This window comes from Streptococcus sp. NSJ-72 (assembly GCF_014334035.1).
GTDB lineage: Bacteria > Bacillota > Bacilli > Lactobacillales > Streptococcaceae > Streptococcus > Streptococcus constellatus.
Genome location: NZ_CP060489.1, coordinates 360,553 through 377,887, shown reverse-complemented (window position 1 = coordinate 377,887; position 17,335 = coordinate 360,553). Strand labels below are relative to the sequence as shown.

16 protein-coding genes are annotated in these 17,335 nt (G+C 40.3%); 5 read left to right on the top strand and 11 right to left on the bottom strand.

What is annotated here, in order from left to right; genetic code table 11:
- Positions 1-265: 265 nt before the first annotated feature.
- From H8787_RS01975 to H8787_RS01965, 3 genes are all read right to left on the bottom strand, one after another.
- Complete coding sequence (locus tag H8787_RS01975; protein WP_134971481.1) at positions 266-499, bottom strand: flavodoxin; 234 nt, start codon at positions 497-499, stop codon at positions 266-268.
- 487 nt (positions 500-986) lie between these two features.
- Entirely contained in the window at positions 987-3,488 is a 2,502-nt protein-coding gene (gene leuS, locus H8787_RS01970) for a leucine--tRNA ligase (protein ID WP_187328118.1), read from the bottom strand.
- Positions 3,489-3,786: 298 nt separating this feature from the next.
- Complete coding sequence (locus H8787_RS01965; protein ID WP_070668270.1) at positions 3,787-5,682, bottom strand: M13 family metallopeptidase; 1,896 nt, start codon at positions 5,680-5,682, stop codon at positions 3,787-3,789.
- Positions 5,683-5,857: 175 nt separating this feature from the next.
- On the opposite strand from H8787_RS01965, the gene H8787_RS01960 reads away from it, so the two are divergent.
- From H8787_RS01960 to H8787_RS01945, 4 genes are all read left to right on the top strand, one after another.
- Positions 5,858-6,577: a metal ABC transporter ATP-binding protein gene (locus H8787_RS01960; RefSeq protein WP_003070701.1), complete on the top strand. Its 720-nt coding sequence runs from the start codon at positions 5,858-5,860 to the stop codon at positions 6,575-6,577.
- 1 nt (position 6,578) lies between these two features.
- Positions 6,579-7,427 carry a metal ABC transporter permease gene (locus H8787_RS01955; protein ID WP_003037625.1) on the top strand — a complete coding sequence of 283 codons (849 nt, stop codon included), beginning with the start codon at positions 6,579-6,581 and terminating at the stop codon, positions 7,425-7,427.
- Positions 7,428-7,461: 34 nt separating this feature from the next.
- Positions 7,462-8,394: a metal ABC transporter substrate-binding protein gene (locus H8787_RS01950; protein WP_003070702.1), complete on the top strand. Its 933-nt coding sequence runs from the start codon at positions 7,462-7,464 to the stop codon at positions 8,392-8,394.
- A gap of 150 nt (positions 8,395-8,544) precedes the next feature.
- On the top strand, positions 8,545-9,195 hold the full coding sequence (locus H8787_RS01945; RefSeq protein ID WP_003070703.1) for a metal-dependent transcriptional regulator: 651 nt from the start codon (positions 8,545-8,547) through the stop codon (positions 9,193-9,195).
- Between the two features lie 134 nt (positions 9,196-9,329).
- Here the strand turns inward: H8787_RS01945 and dtd are convergent, their stop codons facing one another.
- The 8 genes from dtd to H8787_RS01905 form a co-directional block, all read right to left on the bottom strand.
- Complete coding sequence (gene dtd, locus H8787_RS01940) at positions 9,330-9,773, bottom strand: D-aminoacyl-tRNA deacylase (RefSeq protein ID WP_187328117.1); 444 nt, start codon at positions 9,771-9,773, stop codon at positions 9,330-9,332.
- Between the two features lie 79 nt (positions 9,774-9,852).
- On the bottom strand, positions 9,853-12,069 hold the full coding sequence (locus H8787_RS01935; protein WP_187328116.1) for a RelA/SpoT family protein: 2,217 nt from the start codon (positions 12,067-12,069) through the stop codon (positions 9,853-9,855).
- 173 nt (positions 12,070-12,242) lie between these two features.
- Complete coding sequence (locus tag H8787_RS01930) at positions 12,243-12,389, bottom strand: hypothetical protein (protein WP_003070706.1); 147 nt, start codon at positions 12,387-12,389, stop codon at positions 12,243-12,245.
- Between the two features lie 166 nt (positions 12,390-12,555).
- Positions 12,556-13,296 carry a 16S rRNA (uracil(1498)-N(3))-methyltransferase gene (locus H8787_RS01925; protein ID WP_187328115.1) on the bottom strand — a complete coding sequence of 247 codons (741 nt, stop codon included), beginning with the start codon at positions 13,294-13,296 and terminating at the stop codon, positions 12,556-12,558.
- Entirely contained in the window at positions 13,297-14,250 is a 954-nt protein-coding gene (prmA, locus tag H8787_RS01920; RefSeq protein ID WP_187328114.1) for a 50S ribosomal protein L11 methyltransferase, read from the bottom strand. It abuts the gene before it with no gap.
- Positions 14,251-14,265: 15 nt separating this feature from the next.
- Complete coding sequence (locus H8787_RS01915; RefSeq protein ID WP_003070709.1) at positions 14,266-14,736, bottom strand: GNAT family N-acetyltransferase; 471 nt, start codon at positions 14,734-14,736, stop codon at positions 14,266-14,268.
- Positions 14,733-15,179: an NUDIX hydrolase gene (locus H8787_RS01910; RefSeq protein ID WP_003070711.1), complete on the bottom strand. Its 447-nt coding sequence runs from the start codon at positions 15,177-15,179 to the stop codon at positions 14,733-14,735. The genes H8787_RS01915 and H8787_RS01910 overlap by 4 nt, the downstream gene beginning before the upstream one ends.
- Positions 15,180-15,228: 49 nt before the next feature.
- Complete coding sequence (locus H8787_RS01905) at positions 15,229-15,699, bottom strand: DUF3013 family protein (RefSeq protein WP_003070713.1); 471 nt, start codon at positions 15,697-15,699, stop codon at positions 15,229-15,231.
- 101 nt (positions 15,700-15,800) lie between these two features.
- Here H8787_RS01905 and H8787_RS01900 point away from each other — a divergent pair, with 101 nt between their 5' ends.
- Positions 15,801-17,072, top strand: coding sequence for a replication-associated recombination protein A (locus H8787_RS01900; RefSeq protein ID WP_037598104.1), 1,272 nt, complete (start codon positions 15,801-15,803; stop codon positions 17,070-17,072).
- Positions 17,073-17,335: the final 263 nt, after the last annotated feature.

The following is a 17,335-nucleotide window of genomic DNA, read 5'->3' as shown; positions in this document are numbered from 1 at the left end:
ATATGCGCCTTCATATCACGTTTCTATTCGTACAGTCACGATTTCGCTATCCCTTCCTCTCCTTGCTACCTCACGATAGTCAGGCTTGGGAGTCACTATTGGGTTCACCAGTAGCGAATGCCCCAAATGACTTGCACCTCAGATGTATGACATGCCCGTCGTACACAAAAAATCTCTGTTTTTTCACAGAGATTTCAATCATTTTTATTTCATTTATAAAAAACAGTAATAATGCTCGCTACAATAATTAGCAGCAAACCTACAATTAAAAATCAATATCTGTCAGCCATTTGATAGCATCTGTTGTGCTAGACAATACACGCCCTTGAGCACTATTTTTCATCATTTGATCAATAACAATTTGTGCCTCGCTATAAGTCGAACCACCTGAAGTTGCAAAAGTTGCGACTCGTTTACCAGCTAAATCCAGACTTTCCATTACTGTTTGGATAAGGCGTGGCGGACGTCCCCACCAAATCGGATAACGCAGACCAATCATCTGTGAATGTGTTGGACAGACATAATACCATAACCATACGAACCATCATAAAGGAAATGTTCACAAAGGAATTCTCCCCATAGCGGTTCGTATACCGTCTGAATCATCCAAGTGTTACCAGCACGATGAGACAAACTATAGAGGACATAAAACTCGTATAACTAATCATCCTATGATGCAAATGATGGATTAGCTCCATCATTTTAGAAATAGCATAAACAAAAGACTAAGTCATAGAAAAGCTCAGTAAACTCTACTTTTTTTGCTTGTATGATAACTCCTTAAAAATAATATTCATAAAGAAAGAGAATGAATTGTTCTTATAAACTAGTCATCATTTTCTTACTTTTTACCATAATTTTCAAGAGCAAGCGTAGCAAGTTTTTATTCGAGGTATAGTGTTTATAAACAGAAAAAGGCTTCAGCTAACATACGCTTTTCTAAGCTTATAAAAATTCTAGCAGAAGTTAATTTCTGCTAGATTTTTTTATTTCACAACAATATTAACCAATTTGTTAGGTACGACAATGACTTTGATGACTTGCTTGCCAGCAATTTCTACTTGAATTTTTTCGTTGGCAAGAGCAAGTTTTTCAAGATCCTCACGGCTTGAGTCTTTTGGTACAACAAGTTTCGCACGAACTTTACCTTTGATTTGAACAACGATTTCTACATCGTTTTCAACGAGTTTTGATTCGTCCCATGTTGGCCAAAGAACATATGAAATTGATTCACCAGATTGTGTCAATGTTTGCCACAATTCTTCTGAAAGGTGTGGCGCAAATGGTGCTAACAATTGTATAAAACCTTTAGCGTAGTCAGCAAAAAGTTTGTCTTCTTTGTTTGCAGCATTAATGAAAACCATTAATTGAGCGATAGCTGTATTGAATTTCATGGCTTCAAGTTGTTCTGTAACGGCTTTGACAGTTTCATTATAAACTTTATCCAAATTACCATTATTTTTAGCCACAATTTCTTTTGTTGTCAACAAACGATAAACACGGTCGAGGAATTTACGTGAGCCTTCAAGTCCTTCTTCAGACCAAGCAATAGATGCATCCAGCGGCCCCATAAACATTTCGTAAACGCGAAGAGTATCTGCACCATACTGCTCCACTACATCATCTGGATTAACAACATTCTTCAAAGATTTAGACATCTTAGCTGGAGCTTGTTCCAATTCTTCACCTGTTTCGATATTGAAGAAAGAACCGTCACGTTTTTCAACTTTGTCAGTTGCCACAAGCGCACCACGGTGATCGCGGTAGCTTGTTCCCAAAATCATCCCTTGGTTAAAGAGTTTTTGGAATGGTTCTTTAGTTGGAACGACACCTAAATCATAAAGGAATTTATGCCAGAAACGAGCGTAAAGAAGGTGAAGCACAGCGTGTTCTGCACCACCAATGTAAATATCAACTGGTAACCATGCCTTAAGCAGTTCTTCATCAGCTAATTTTTCTGTATTGTGTGGGTCAATGTAGCGCAGATAATACCAGCTTGAACCTGCCCATTGCGGCATGGTGTTAGTTTCGCGACGGCCTTTGACACCATCTTCACGCGTAACTTCCAGCCAGTCTGTCAAGTTAGCAAGTGGACTTTCACCTGTCCCTGAAGGTTTGATATCTTTTGTTACTGGCAATACAAGTGGTAGTTGATCTTCTGGAACAGCTGTTGTTGTGCCATCTTCCCAATGAATGATTGGGATTGGTTCCCCCCAATAACGTTGACGTGAGAAAAGCCAGTCACGCAAACGGTAAGTGACTTTCTTGTTGCCAACACTTTCTGCTTCAAGCCATTCAACCATTTTATCAATAGCTTGCGCTTTATCAAGACCATCTAGGAAGCCAGAGTTGATGTGAAGACCGTCTTCTGTGTAGGCTGCTTCCTCAACATTTCCACCTTCGAGAACTGGAATAATTTCTAAATCGAATTGCTTTGCAAATTCCCAGTCGCGATCATCATGCGCAGGAACTGCCATAATAGCTCCCGTCCCATAGCTAGCAAGCACATAATCGGCAATCCAGATTGGAATTTCCTTACCATTAACTGGGTTAATGGCATAGCTACCAGTCCAGACACCTGTTTTTTCTTTGGCAAGATCTGTACGAGCGAGGTCAGATTTAAGGCTAGCCGTACGTTTATAATCGGCAACGGCTTGAGCTTGCTCAGGACTTGTAATAGCATCAACAAGAGCATGTTCTGGTGCTAGAACAGCATAGGTAGCACCGAAGAGTGTATCTGGACGAGTTGTAAAAACGGTGAAGTCTTTATCAGTATCTTTTACTTTGAACGTTACATTTGCACCAGTTGATTTACCAATCCAGTTCCGCTGCATATCTTTGATAGATTCTGGCCAATCAAGGTCATCTAGATCTTCCAAGAGGCGTTCAGCATAAGCTGTGATTTTAAGCATCCATTGACGCATTGGTTTACGAACAACTGGATAACCACCACGTTCAGATGTACCGTCGGGAAGCACTTCTTCGTTGGCAATGGCCGTTCCTAGTTCTTCAACCCAGTTTACTGGCACTTCAGCTTCGTATGCCAAACCTTTTTCATACAATTTTGTAAAAATCCACTGTGTCCACTTATAGTAGTTAGGGTCAGTTGTATTGACTTCACGATCCCAGTCATATGAGAAACCGAGGCTATTGATTTGACGTTTGAAGTTGGCAATATTTTCTGCCGTAAACTCAGCAGGATCATTTCCCGTATCCATTGCGTATTGTTCTGCTGGAAGACCGAAAGCATCCCACCCCATTGGGTGAAGAACGTTATAGCCCTGCGCACGTTTGAAACGACTAAGAATATCAGTTGCAGTATAGCCTTCTGGGTGTCCTACGTGAAGACCAACACCAGATGGGTAGGGGAACATATCCAACGCATAAAAGTTTGGTTTTGCACTATCCATTCCTGTTTTGAACGTCTGATTATCAGCCCAATAGGTCTGCCATTTTCTTTCAATTGATTTGTGATTATAAAAAGTCATTGATTCACTCCAATTTTGTGATGTTATTATTATACCATTTTTAAGCGATTTTAAAAGGCATAATTAGAGAAAAGCGTGCTTTGACTAACTGAATTTATTATGTGACTAATCTCAATTAACTTTTGCTGGAGATTTTACTTTAAATTTTTTAAACTTCCCCCTTGATATGGATTTTGTCTTTGTAACTTAATTCATAAAAAATACCCCAAAAGTTAGATTTTTTATCTAACTTTTGGGGTACAGGTCAATTTTCATTTGAGAACTTTTTATATTCTTCTGCTACTAACAAACGTTGAAATTACCAAATAATCACGCGATCTTCTGGTTTGCGCCACATGCCGTCGCCTTCTTTAACATCAAAAGTTGTAAAGAAATCATCAAAGTTTGGCAATTGAACATTCGTCCGAAGTTTTCCGGGAGCATGCACATCTACACTTGCTAGCATTTGCATATATTCTGGACGAGCTTTCATGCGCCAGATACGAGCAAAGTTGGTAAAAAATTCTTCCGCAGAGAAGTCAGCTTCTTTCTTAGCTGCTTCCAGCGCTGCCGCAATCCCACCGAGGTCTGCAATATTTTCTGAAACAGTCAGCTTTCCATTGACTTTAGCTCCGTAAGAATCTTGTCCGTCAAATTGCTCAATCACCTTCTGAGTCCGAGCTGTGAAAGCTTCGTAGTCTTCTGGCTTCCACCAATTTTTAAGGCTACCATGCTCGTCAAAGGAAGCACCGTTTGAGTCAAAAGCATGAGAGATTTCATGCGCAATTACTGCACCGATTCCGCCATAGTTTGCTGATGAAGATTGATGCAAATCATAAAAAGGTGCTTGAAGAATAGCGGCTGGAAAAACAATCTGATTTTGTTGTGGATCATAGTAGGCATTTACCAGATGAGCTGGCATGTGCCATTCACTGCGATCCACTTCTTTGTTCCATTTACTCCAAGTGTGTGCAATGGCTACTTTCGCTAAATTTTGAGCATTTTCAATTAAACCGAGCTGTTCATCAATCACTTTTTTCGCATAAGTTTCTGGCAATTTCTCTGGATAACCAATATGTGGAGTGATAACATTGAGTTTGACAATGGCCTTGTCCCGTGTCTCCTTAGCAAGCCAATCAGCTGTTTCTAAGCGTGATTTATAGACATCAATCATCGTCTTGACCTTATGTTCCACATCTGCTTTGGCTTCTGGTGAGAATTTCTCTTCTGCATACCAAAGACCGAGGGCTTGGTTATAAGGTGCTTGTGCTAGTTGATAAGCTGCTTTTTCTTTTGGACGAGCTTCTGGAACGCCTGAAATAGCACGCACATAGGTGCCTGAAAGGACGCGAATTTCTTCTGTTAGCAAGGAAGTCCATGCTCCAGTAGAGAATAATTTCAGTGCTGCATGCAAATATTCCCAATTTTCTTCTGAATAATATTCCGCTGCAAACTCTTTCCAAAAACGCTCTTGAGGAACAATCACCTTGTCTGGGCTTTGTCCCAAAATCTCTGTAAAAATTACATCAAGTGGCAATTCTGGAGCGAGCTTCGTGAAATCTGCCCAATCATAAGGGTGATATAACTTCACATATTCTGAAGTTTCTTCATTGGAAAGGACATACTTAGCTAATTTAGCATCTAATTCCAGATATTTATCCAAAATATCTTTTGTTTCTTCTGCTGAAAAGCCAAATTTAGGTAATAATTCTTCCTGCATCTTGCGCCAGATTGTCAGCAATTCCTTGCCTTTTTCATTTCCTTCTTCATAATAGGTCGTATCTGGTAAAATGATTCCAGGTGCATCGGCCCAGAGAACATTCATTTTAGCATTCATAAAGTCTGGCGCGACGTCAAAAGTAAAAGCATTCGGCTTTCCAGCCATTTCATACTCAGCAATCTTCGCTGCAAACTCCTTGAAAGAACTTAAAGCTTTATATTCTTCCACAAGCGGCATTGCAGGGGTAACTCCTGCTTGTTCCCGTCCGTCAAAATCTGCCACCAAACGGTGGTATTTCACAAAATTTTGCAAAATTGGATCTTCTGGAACATCTTGACCTGCTAACCATTTATCAGTTGTTGCTAGCATCAATTTTTCAATATCTTGATCCAAATCCATAAATCCACCTGTCACAGGCTTGTCCTCAGGAATCACAGCAGTCTTTTCCCATTCACCATTGACATAATTAAAAAAGTCATCTTGTAAACGTGTCATCTTGTTCTCGCTTTCATTGTTTTATCTTAATCCTATCAAAAAAGTTCTGAATAATCAAACTTTTATCAAAAGAGATTTTTATGCCAAATCTTGCTTCTGATTTTTCTTAAAAATTCTAAAAATTAACTTGACTTAATTTTTGTTTTAATGTATATTAACTGTAGGGGTGTATAAAATGATACGTATCGAAAATTTAAGTGTTTCTTATCAGGAAACACTTGCTCTCAATCAGATTTCTTTGGAAATCCAAGGCCCAACTATCATGGGAGTTATTGGTCCCAACGGAGCTGGTAAATCAACCCTTTTAAAAGGAATGTTGGGCATCATTGATCATGTTGGACAAACTTACCTTGATGATAAAGAATTCTCAAAAGTACTTAGCCATGTAGCTTATGTGGAACAAAAAATTCACATTGACTACAACTTCCCTATCAAAGTGAAAGAATGTGTGTCTCTTGGACTGTATCCAAAAGTGAAACTCTTCCACAGACTAACAAGCAAAGACTGGGACAAGGTGACAAATGCGTTACGCATTGTCGGCTTAGAGGATTATGCTGAACGCCAAATCAGCCAATTGTCAGGAGGGCAATTTCAACGGGTCTTGATTGCGCGCTGTCTAGTACAAGAAGCTGACTGTATCTTTCTGGATGAACCATTCGTTGGAATTGATTCAATCAGTGAAGAAATCATCATGACAACGCTACGCAGTCTAAAAGAACAAGGAAAGACGATTCTCATTGTTCACCATGACTTAGGAAAAGTCCCACATTACTTTGATCAAGTTTTAATTTTGAATAAAGAACTCATTGCCATTGGAGAAACTTCATCAACTTTCACAGAAGAAAACTTGAAAAAAGCCTATGGCTCTCAGCTTTTTGTGAATGGAGGTCTCTAATATGTTTTCAGAATTTATTGATGGACTACAAAATTTCCATTTTCTACAAAATGCACTGATTACGGCCATTGTCATCGGGATTGTTGCTGGAGCAGTTGGTTGCTTCATTATCCTAAGAGGCATGTCCTTGATGGGCGATGCCATTTCACATGCAGTCTTGCCAGGAGTTGCACTCTCCTTTATTTTAGGAATCAACTTCTTTATTGGAGCCATTGTTTTTGGACTTTTAGCTTCGGTCATTATTACTTATATTAAAGGAAATTCAATTATCAAAAGTGATACTGCCATTGGAATAACTTTTAGTTCCTTTTTAGCTCTTGGAGTCATTTTGATTGGAGTTGCTAATAGTTCAACCGACCTTTTCCATATTCTTTTTGGAAATATCTTAGCTGTGCAAGACATTGATATGTGGATTACAATTGGTGTAGGAATCGCTGTTCTAATTATTATTGGACTATTCTTCAAAGAATTATTGATTACATCTTTCGATCCACTTCTGGCAAAAGCGATGGGGATGCCAGTCAACTTTTATCATTATCTCTTAATGATTCTCTTGACGCTGGTTGCAGTTACAGCTATGCAAAGCGTGGGAACAATTTTGATTGTTGCTATGCTGATTACACCTGCTGCTACTGCTTATCTTTACGCTAACAGTCTTAAAACGATGATTATCTTGTCTTCTAGCTTGGGGGCAATTGCATCTGTCTTAGGACTTTTCATTGGCTATACCTTTAATGTTGCGGCTGGCTCAAGCATTGTACTGACATCCGCCATTATCTTTGCCATTAGTTTCTTTATCGCTCCAAAACAACGATTTAACAAACTAAAAAATAAACCCAAGCTAAAATAAAATTAGTATTTCATTTATTAAAGGAGAACCTTATATGAAAAAATTAGGTTTTATCGCCGTTCTGTTTTTAGCCATCGTCGGACTTGCTGCCTGCGCTGGTCAAAAAGGAACTTCTACCAACAAATCTTCAAAATTGAATGTTGTTGCTACCAACTCGATCATCGCTGATATTACCAAAAATATCGCTGGTGATAAAATCAATCTGCACAGTATCGTTCCTGTCGGAAAAGATCCACATGAATACGAACCATTACCAGAAGATGTGAAAAAAACGTCAAAAGCTGATTTGATTTTCTACAATGGTATCAATTTGGAAACCGGCGGAAATGCTTGGTTTACAAAATTGGTCAAAAATGCGAAAAAGACTGAGAACAAAGATTACTATGCTGTAAGTAACGGAGTGGACGTTATCTATCTGGAAGGTCAAAATGAAAAAGGGAAAGAAGATCCTCATGCTTGGCTCAATCTTGAAAACGGAATCATTTATGCTAAAAACATTGCAAAACGTTTGATTGAAAAAGATCCTAAAAACAAAGAAACTTATGAAAAGAATCTGAAAGCTTATACTGCAAAACTTGAAACATTGGACAAGGAAGCAAAAGCAAAATTCAATAATATTCCTGCTGAAAAGAAAATGATTGTTACCAGCGAAGGTTGCTTCAAGTACTTCTCTAAAGCTTATGGTGTCCCATCTGCTTATATTTGGGAAATCAACACTGAAGAAGAAGGAACTCCAGATCAAATCAAAACATTGGTTGAAAAACTTCGTAAAACAAAAGTGCCATCACTCTTTGTTGAAAGTAGTGTTGATGACCGTCCAATGAAGACTGTTTCAAAAGATACAAAAATTCCAATTTATGCCAAGATTTTCACTGATTCAATCGCTGAAAAAGGTGAAAAAGGTGATAGTTACTACGACATGATGAAATGGAATTTGGATAAAATTGCTGAAGGTCTTAGCAAATAAGAAATGGAAAAAGGAGCCGGAATTGATTGCCAGTTCCTTTTTACTTGAATTTTCCTTAAATAGCCAATACTTCATTCTACTAAGCAAATGGCTAACGGCTGTATTCTTCAGGTATTTTTGGTATACTAAATACGATAAGGAGTAAACAACATGACCCCAAACAAAGAAGATTACCTCAAATGTATTTACGAGATTGGTACGCATAGTCAAAAAATTACAAATAAAGAAATTGCTGCTCAAATGCAAGTATCCCCTCCAGCTGTCACAGAAATGATTAAAAAGATGATTGCTGAAAAATTAATTATCAAAGACAAGATTAAGGGCTATTTATTAACCAATCTTGGTCTTCACCTTGTCTCTGAACTATATCGCAAACATCGTTTAATTGAATACTTTCTAGTGCATAATTTACAATACACTACAACAGATCAAATCCATGAAGAAGCAGAAGTCTTAGAACACACTGTTTCAGAATTATTTGTCGAGCGATTGGAAAAAATGTTGGATTACCCAGAAACTTGTCCTCATGGCGGGACCATTCCCCAAAAAGGTGAATTACTGGTTGAAAAATACCAGTTAACGTTAAACCAAGTCCAAAATGCTGGAGTCTATCGCTTAGCAAGAGTTCATGATGAGTTTGAATTATTAAAATATTTGGAAAAACACGATTTACATCTGGGAGATACGCTGATTCTGGAGCAATACGATCCTTATGCTCAACTATATTTGCTCAAAGTAAATGAAAAAGAGCTGCAAATCAATTCAACGATTGCCCAACAACTTTATGTGGAAACGCTCTAAAAGGAAGCGGGACTGTCAAAGCTTCTAACATCAGTGCATTAGAGGTCACTCAACTACTTCGTATTGAGTTTTATCCTAGAAAGCAAACAAGTCTGGAACAGTTTTGTCCAGACTCGTTTTTATTTATCATTTTCTCAACGATTCTTCGTATCTAACACAATCGTCACCGGTCCGTCATTGACTAACTCAACCTGCATATCAGCTGCGAAAACACCTGTTTTAACAGGTATTTCTCGACCTAGCAATTCGTTAAAATCATCATACAATTGACTAGCCAAGTCTGGTTGAGCAGCGCCTGTAAAAGCTGGACGATTCCCTTTTTTTGTATCTGCGTAAAGGGTAAATTGAGAAATAGAGAGAATTTCTCCTTTCACATCTTCGACAGATAAATTCATTTTATCTTCTTTATCTGAAAAAATCCGCATATTGGCAATTTTTCTTGCTGCATATTCTACATCTTCTTGAGAATCATCTGGTGCTACACCGACTAGTAACAGCAGTCCTTGCTGAATCTGATTGTAAAGTTCGGTATCAATTGATACCGAAGCTCGCTTCACACGCTGAATCACTATTTTCATTTTGAACTTCCTATTTTTATATTGAGAAAAAATCACAAGAGATTGCTTGAGTAGAATCTTTCTGCTCTGCTGTTCTCACTTAGCCATTTGTCCGTTTAACCGAATAGACTTCCGGCACACTCTTAATCTTATCAACTACTGTTGTCAGCATAGATAAATTAGCAATTCCGAAAGAAACATGGATATTGGCAAATTTCATATCTTTGGTTGGCTGTGCATTGACGGTGGAGATATTTTTGGTTGTGTTGGACAAGACTTGCAAGACATCATTCAAAAGGCCAGTGCGATTGAGACCATATATATCAATGTGAGCAGTGTATTCCTTAACAGAACTATTGTCTTCCCATTCGACATCAATCAAGCGCTGCTCATAATTTTCCTGCGCTCGCAGATTCATACAGTCCTTACGATGAATGGCAACCCCGCGCCCCTTTGTAATGTACCCGACAATCTCATCACCAGGAACTGGATTACAACATTTGGCAATCCGTATCAAAAGCCCTGACGCACCTTGGATAATGACGCCGCCCTCATGTTTGACCTTGAGGGTGTCCTTGTTTTCAACCTTGACTTCACCGCCCTTAACAAGCTCTTCTGCTTCAGCTCTTGCTTTAGCACGCTCTTCTTCACGGCGTTCTCTTTCTGTCAAACGATTAAAAATCGAAACAGCACTAACTTCACCAAAACCAATCGCCGCAAAAAGAGTTTCTTCTGTTTTGTAACTCGTTTTTTGCAGGACTTCTTCCATGTGTCTTTTGTCCATGTATTTGTTAGCCACATAGCCATTTTCTTGAAATTGTGCTTGCAGAAGTTCTCGACCTTTAGAAATGGATAATTCCTTGTCTTGATTTTTGAAAAATTGACGAATTTTATTGCGTGCCTTGCTAGTCTTAACAAGGTTAATCCAGTCACGACTCGGTCCAAAGGAATTGGAACTGGTAATAATCTCAACTTGGTCCCCTGTTTTTAACTTCGTAGTCAAGGGCACCATGCGACCATTTACCTTTGCACCAACCGCTTTTTCACCCACTTTTGTATGGATTTCATAGGCAAAATCAATCGGTCCTGAGTCTTTTGGCAGCGAACGAACAGCACCATCCGGCGTGAAGACATAGATTTCTTCAGCAAGGTAATTTTCCTTGACGGAATCCACAAAATCCTGTGCATCATTGGACTGGTCTTGGAGTTCCATCATCTCCTTAATCCAATTCATCCCAATCGCCGATTCTTTGCTATCAACCTGCCCTTTAATACCTTTTTTATAGGCCCAGTGTGCAGCAACCCCGTATTCTGCCACTTCGTGCATTTCTTTGGTCCGAATTTGAAACTCAATCGGTCCCTTAGGCCCATAGACGGTCGTATGGATTGACTGGTAACCATTTGCCTTGCGATTAGCAATATAATCTTTAAAACGTCCGGGCATTGGTCGCCAGAGTTCATGAATGTAGCCCAACATAGCATACACATCACTTTGCGTATCTAAAATGCAACGAATAGCGATCAAGTCATAAATCTCATCAAAACGCTTTTTCTTGTCCTGCATTTTCCGATAAATGGAGTAAATATGTTTAGGACGACCATAGATTTGCCCATGAAGATTGCGCTCAGAAGCATAGGTTTCAATCTTGTGAACCACTTCATCAACTAAATCCTCACGTTCCCGACGTTTTTCCTTCATCAGGTGGGAAATCTTATAAAACTCTGTCGGATTCAAATATCGAAAAGCCAAATCTTCTAGTTCCCATTTGACGCTCGAAATCCCCAAACGATGAGCTAATGGAGCATAAATTTCCATGGTTTCGCGTGAGATCCGTTCCTGTTTGTCTTTGCGCAGGTGCTTAAGTGTTCTCATATTGTGCAAACGGTCTGCTAGTTTTACCAAAATGACACGGATATCCTTGGACATCGCCATTAGCATTTTGCGGTGGTTTTCAGCCAACTGTTCCTTGTGAGACATATACTTGACTTTACCAAGTTTGGTCACACCATCGACAATCAGGCGCACATCATGTCCAAATTCGCCTTCCAAATCGTCCAAAGTTGCAGCTGTGTCTTCTACAACATCATGTAAAAAACCGCAAGCGACACTGACCGCATCCAACTTTAGCTTAGCTAAAATCCCTGCCACTTGAATCGGATGGATGATATATGGCTCACCTGATTGGCGAAATTGCCCCCGATGCCGATCTACCGCATAAAAAAGAGCTTTTTGAATCAAGGTGACGTCTTCTGATGATAAATATTTTCTAGTAAGAGCGACCACTTGATCGCCCGTCAAATTCACTTCTTTTGGCATTTTCTCTCTCCAGTTCTTCCTACCATTTTATCATTTTTAGACCGATATGAAAACAAGGAAATACAGAAGAAAGCAATAGAATCATAAGAAATACCTAAAAGCTGCAGATTCAATACCATTTCCCCAATATTAGGAAAAAGAACATGGCATCATTTCAGGTAAAAAGCCCGCCTTTAAATAGGCGGGTTGTGATGGAAGAAGTGATGTTTTTCAGTATGCAACATATCTCCGATAAATTCAACATAAGCATAAATGAGATAGCAAGCTGATACAACACCTAGCATAGCAATCAACAACTCAAATAAGGTAGATAAAGACATGATGAACCTCCTCTCCTTATCAAGCAAAAGCGGTTTTCGCCATCTAGCTAGCAAATTTGTTCCTGTACTTCCATCCTTTCTAGCTAAGCTAGATATTTCACTTATATTATACCAAAGTTAGGAGTTAAGAACAATAAAGATCAGCCCTATTAATGAAACTTTCCGACTACATCAACTCTATCAGTACACTGACTGCACTGAGTGCGTAAAGTGGAGCTGTCTCTGTCCGCAAGATACGTGGACCCAGCCCTGCAAGTATAGCTCCCATCTCTTCCAATGTGGCAATTTCTGCTGGAGACAGGCCACCTTCTGGACCAAAAATAAATAAAATCCGACTTCCTTTTTTGAGTTCTGTCACAGCCTTTACCAAAGCAGCAGACTCTCCCTCTTTAGCAGATTCCTCATAAGCTACAATAACACGGTCAAACTGGCTCAAACAATCTAAAAAATCAATTTTCTTCTCGAAAAGTCGAACTTCTGGTACCCAATTGCGTTTGCTCTGCTCTGCCGCTCCCAAAACAATCTTCTCTAGTTTATCTGCTTTTTTAGCAAGTTTCTTACCGTCCCACTTGGCAACAGACCAGTCGGCCGGAAAGGCCCAGATAGCAGCTGCACCCAGTTCCGTCGTTTTCTGAGCTACCCATTCCAGCTTGTCTCCTTTGGGAAAGCCAGAAGCAACCGTCACATGAATCGGCAGCTCCGCGTTGTCTGGTAAATCTTCTACCAGATTCAGCACATGGCGCTCTCTATCTGCAACTCTTGCTAGGCGTTTAATACCATCCTCAAAAACCAGCACTACCTCATCATCTTCTACCAAACGCATAACAGAAAACATATGCTTCACTGTATCCTTGTCCCTCACAGTCAGTGGGGATTGGACGACTCCCTTGATAAAATACTGCTGCATTTAGCCTCCTATCACGCCGGAAATATTCTGTGTTTTCTTAAATACACAGGCATGCCATTCGCCTTGTATCATATGAGTTTCTAAGAAAAATCCAGCAGCTTCAACCGACTCTCTTACCATGTTCCATTTCTCGGAAATAATGCCACTCATAATCAGATAGCCTTCATTCTTGAGCAAACGGTATGCATCATCAGTCAGATTTACCAGAATATCCGCTAAAATATTGGCTACAATGACATTCGCTTTAATATCCACACCCCGCAAGAGATTGCCAGTAGCTACCTGAATATTCTCCATATTTGCATTCAGTTCAATATTCTCCTGCGCCACACGTACAGCTATTTCGTCTAAATCATACGCATAAATCTTTTTTGCACCCAAGAGTGAGCTTGCTATAGAAAGGACTCCACTACCTGTCCCTACATCCAGCACCGTCTCACCACCTCGTAGTACTTGTTCTAAGGCAAAGAGACTCATCTTGGTCGTTGGATGAGTCCCTGTGCCAAAGGCCATGCCGGGATCCAGCTTAATCAGCTTCTCTCCCAGTCCCGCTTCATAGTCCGTCCAAGATGGCACGATAGTCAAATCATGGGTAATTCGAGCTGGTTCAAAATATTTTTTCCAATTGTCCGCCCAGTCTTCCTCAGCCAGTTCCTGCCGAGTCAGCTGAATATCTCCCGTCTCTAATCCGAAGTCATCCAGCTCAGCCAGTCGCTCATTGGCCTTGGCTGCAACAGCCTCTATATCCACCGAATCCGGGTAGTAGCCAGTAATCTTGACCCGCTCGCTCTGCTCAACTTCTGGAAAAAGCTCACCATACTGGTCGACCTGCCCCAGATAATCTGCGCTGTCATCGATAGCCACACCCTGACTGCCCAGCTCAATCAGAATATTCGAGGCTGCTTCCTCCGCCTCACGCTTCACTTCAATCGTTAACTCCTGCCATGTATCCATTGCTCACTCCTTCTTTCACTCAATTGTTTTGGTCATATAAACCATATCCATATCCTCTTTTTCCGGCTTGATATGGGTTTTCCGGTAGCCATTTTTCTCATAAAAGGCCACCATACCCTCATCCTGCAAGACAGTGCACAAATCCCATTGTTTGGCAGCTGAGAACTGTTCCTCTACAAGTTTCAAACCTGCTGAACCAATTCCCCGGCCTTGATAATCGGGCAGAATCGCCGCTGTTCCCAGCCAACACTCTGTCTGCTCATCGTTGGTCTGGATACGGATAAACCCACACACTTCCTCATCATCCTTGACAAAATAATAAAAGCTATTAGGACGTTCTGCCAACTTCCACTGGATGCGCTCCCGTTCTTCCAGATAAGGATCATACTCATCCTGATATTTGTCATAAACTGCCTTAAAAGCAGCCCGCTGAATACTGACAATGGTTTCTAAATCTGTAGCTTCTGCTTGTTCTATATAAATCATCTTTGAACCTCCTCCAAATAATCTCTCAATCTACTTTTCAACTGTGGAATGACGTTTTCGTCTGCTAATAATTCTTCTATATTTACCAATTTGTAGCCCTGTCCTTCATTACCAAAGACAATCTGATCAATCTCCTTCTGGCTAATCACTCCCACTATAAACACAGAGGTCTTAGCCGGATTGACAATGCCTTGGTAGGCTTTGACCCAAAGAATTGAGCTTTCCTTAATCGTAATGCCTAATTCCTCAAAAACTTCTCGCTTGATACACTCAAAAGGCGTTTCTTCCTTTTCTCTCCCACCGCCAGGAAAATCCCACATATTGGGATAAGGAATAGTGGGAATATCGTCTCTTAAAATGGTTAAAATTGTATCGCCATACAGTAAAGCAATTTTACAACCTGAAAAATCAAACGTTTGATACAAAACAGTCATATCACTCATTCTTCCCTACCTCCGTAAAATCAGTGTTCTTCTTAGGCACGCTTGTATTTCAGTATCTCGGATAGGGATAAAAGTCCGTCTCTTTCAAATCTGCTCTGGCTTTTTCAAAAGCTTTATTATTCCAGACAATTTCAAATTCCTCTGCCGCTGGATCTGCCAGAAAATCCATGAGAGCATCTAATCCCTCTTCGGCTGTCTGCTTCAAAAAATCCACAAAGTAGGTCAAGAATTCACGAGACAAACCTTTTTTTGGCTCGTAAGGGACAACTGTTAGATAATCCTCTGTTTCAAAGTGAGACTTGGCAGGATTATAAAAGAGAACGCTTTCTTCAAAGAAAATGTCTTCTGTGCTACTTTCTCCATCCACATCTAACAGTTCGATGCCATTTGCATTTTGTACTTCTAAGAGAAAGGACACTTCTACGGCATGATTCTTCTTATCCCAGTTTATCTCATAGTCAAATGGAAAGCATTGCCCCATTTCTTCATTTAATATATCCAAAAATCCATATTTAACCATAGCCAGCCTCTCTCCAATCCTTTAAAATGTGTTAAAATAGATACAACTATAGTAACATAAATCAGAACAGTTGAAAAGAATACCAATAAGGAGGAAAACGTATGCCAGAAAATTTAGCTATCCGCATGCGACCTAAAAATATTGATCAAGTCATCGGTCAGAAACATCTGGTCGGCGAAGGAAAAATTATTCGTCGCATGGTGGAAGCCAATCGTCTGTCTTCTATGATTCTCTACGGACCGCCCGGCATCGGTAAGACTTCCATTGCTTCTGCCATCGCTGGTACTACAAAATTTGCTTTTCGGACCTTTAATGCTACCGTTGATAGTAAGAAGCGTCTGCAAGAGATTGCGGAAGAAGCCAAGTTCTCTGGTGGTTTGGTGCTACTTTTAGATGAGATTCACCGCTTGGATAAGACCAAGCAGGACTTCCTCCTCCCTCTGTTAGAAAACGGTCTAATCATCATGATTGGTGCCACAACAGAAAATCCTTTTTTCTCCGTCACTCCCGCTATTCGCAGCCGGGTACAGATTTTCGAGCTGGAGCCTCTGACAAATGACGATATTAAACAAGCTATTCAAACAGCCTTGGCAGACACTGAACGAGGTTTTGATTTTCCTGTCCAATTAGATGATGACGCACTGGACTTCATTGCCACTTCCACAAATGGAGATCTGCGCTCAGCCTTTAATTCTCTAGATTTAGCAGTCCTCTCTACCTCAGCGGATAATTCAGGCGTTCGCCATATCACTCTGGATATTATGGAAAACAGTCTACAAAAGAGCTACATCACTATGGACAAGGACGGGGATGGTCACTATGACGTCCTGTCCGCCTTACAGAAGTCTATTCGGGGGTCTGATGTCAATGCCAGTCTCCATTATGCAGCTCGCTTGATTGAAGCTGGAGACCTTCCCAGCCTCGCACGACGCCTGACGGTCATTGCTTATGAAGACATTGGTTTGGCAAATCCCGATGCTCAGATTCATACAGTGACCGCACTTGAAGCCGCTCAAAAAATTGGGTTCCCAGAAGCTCGCATCCTCATTGCCAACATTGTCATTGACCTAGCACTTTCTCCTAAGTCCAACTCGGCCTACGTAGCCATAGACAAAGCACTCTCTGACTTGCGCCAGAACGGAAATCTTGCTATCCCTCGCCATCTACGAGACGGTCACTACGCTGGTAGTAAGGAGCTGGGAAATGCCCAAGATTACAAATATCCACATAACTATCCTGGTAATTGGGTACAGCAAAACTATCTTCCTGAAAAAATAAAAAATGCCGATTATTTCACTCCGAACGAAAATGGGAAGTACGAACGAGCCCTTGGAATGACTAAAAATAAGATTGATCAACTCAAAAACCACTAAAAAATCGTGGTATCGTTTGCAAAAAATCAATTTTTTCTCTTGAATTTTTCAAAAATTGTGGTATCATAATTATAGAAACGCTGTGGTGTACGACTTCACACTTAAGTGTTGACCGACTATTTTTTGTATTATTAGGGAAACAAAAGACTTCTAACAGCTTGCAGGCCGTTTCACGCGGAAGCAGCTTCAGTTAGAGCGAGTTGCCCACCTGCTTAATTGCGCGGGTTCAATACAAATCGTGAAAGTTCGGCACCAATACAGCT

Coding starts and splice junctions, on each gene's coding strand:
- H8787_RS01975 (WP_134971481.1), bottom strand. CDS start 499: ATGATTGGTCTGCGTTATCCGATTTGGTGGGGACGTCCGCCACGCCTT.
- leuS (WP_187328118.1), bottom strand. CDS start 3,488: ATGACTTTTTATAATCACAAATCAATTGAAAGAAAATGGCAGACCTAT.
- H8787_RS01965 (WP_070668270.1), bottom strand. CDS start 5,682: ATGACACGTTTACAAGATGACTTTTTTAATTATGTCAATGGTGAATGG.
- H8787_RS01960 (WP_003070701.1), top strand. CDS start 5,858: ATGATACGTATCGAAAATTTAAGTGTTTCTTATCAGGAAACACTTGCT.
- H8787_RS01955 (WP_003037625.1), top strand. CDS start 6,579: ATGTTTTCAGAATTTATTGATGGACTACAAAATTTCCATTTTCTACAA.
- H8787_RS01950 (WP_003070702.1), top strand. CDS start 7,462: ATGAAAAAATTAGGTTTTATCGCCGTTCTGTTTTTAGCCATCGTCGGA.
- H8787_RS01945 (WP_003070703.1), top strand. CDS start 8,545: ATGACCCCAAACAAAGAAGATTACCTCAAATGTATTTACGAGATTGGT.
- dtd (WP_187328117.1), bottom strand. CDS start 9,773: ATGAAAATAGTGATTCAGCGTGTGAAGCGAGCTTCGGTATCAATTGAT.
- H8787_RS01935 (WP_187328116.1), bottom strand. CDS start 12,069: ATGCCAAAAGAAGTGAATTTGACGGGCGATCAAGTGGTCGCTCTTACT.
- H8787_RS01930 (WP_003070706.1), bottom strand. CDS start 12,389: ATGTCTTTATCTACCTTATTTGAGTTGTTGATTGCTATGCTAGGTGTT.
- H8787_RS01925 (WP_187328115.1), bottom strand. CDS start 13,296: ATGCAGCAGTATTTTATCAAGGGAGTCGTCCAATCCCCACTGACTGTG.
- prmA (WP_187328114.1), bottom strand. CDS start 14,250: ATGGATACATGGCAGGAGTTAACGATTGAAGTGAAGCGTGAGGCGGAG.
- H8787_RS01915 (WP_003070709.1), bottom strand. CDS start 14,736: ATGATTTATATAGAACAAGCAGAAGCTACAGATTTAGAAACCATTGTC.
- H8787_RS01910 (WP_003070711.1), bottom strand. CDS start 15,179: ATGAGTGATATGACTGTTTTGTATCAAACGTTTGATTTTTCAGGTTGT.
- H8787_RS01905 (WP_003070713.1), bottom strand. CDS start 15,699: ATGGTTAAATATGGATTTTTGGATATATTAAATGAAGAAATGGGGCAA.
- H8787_RS01900 (WP_037598104.1), top strand. CDS start 15,801: ATGCCAGAAAATTTAGCTATCCGCATGCGACCTAAAAATATTGATCAA.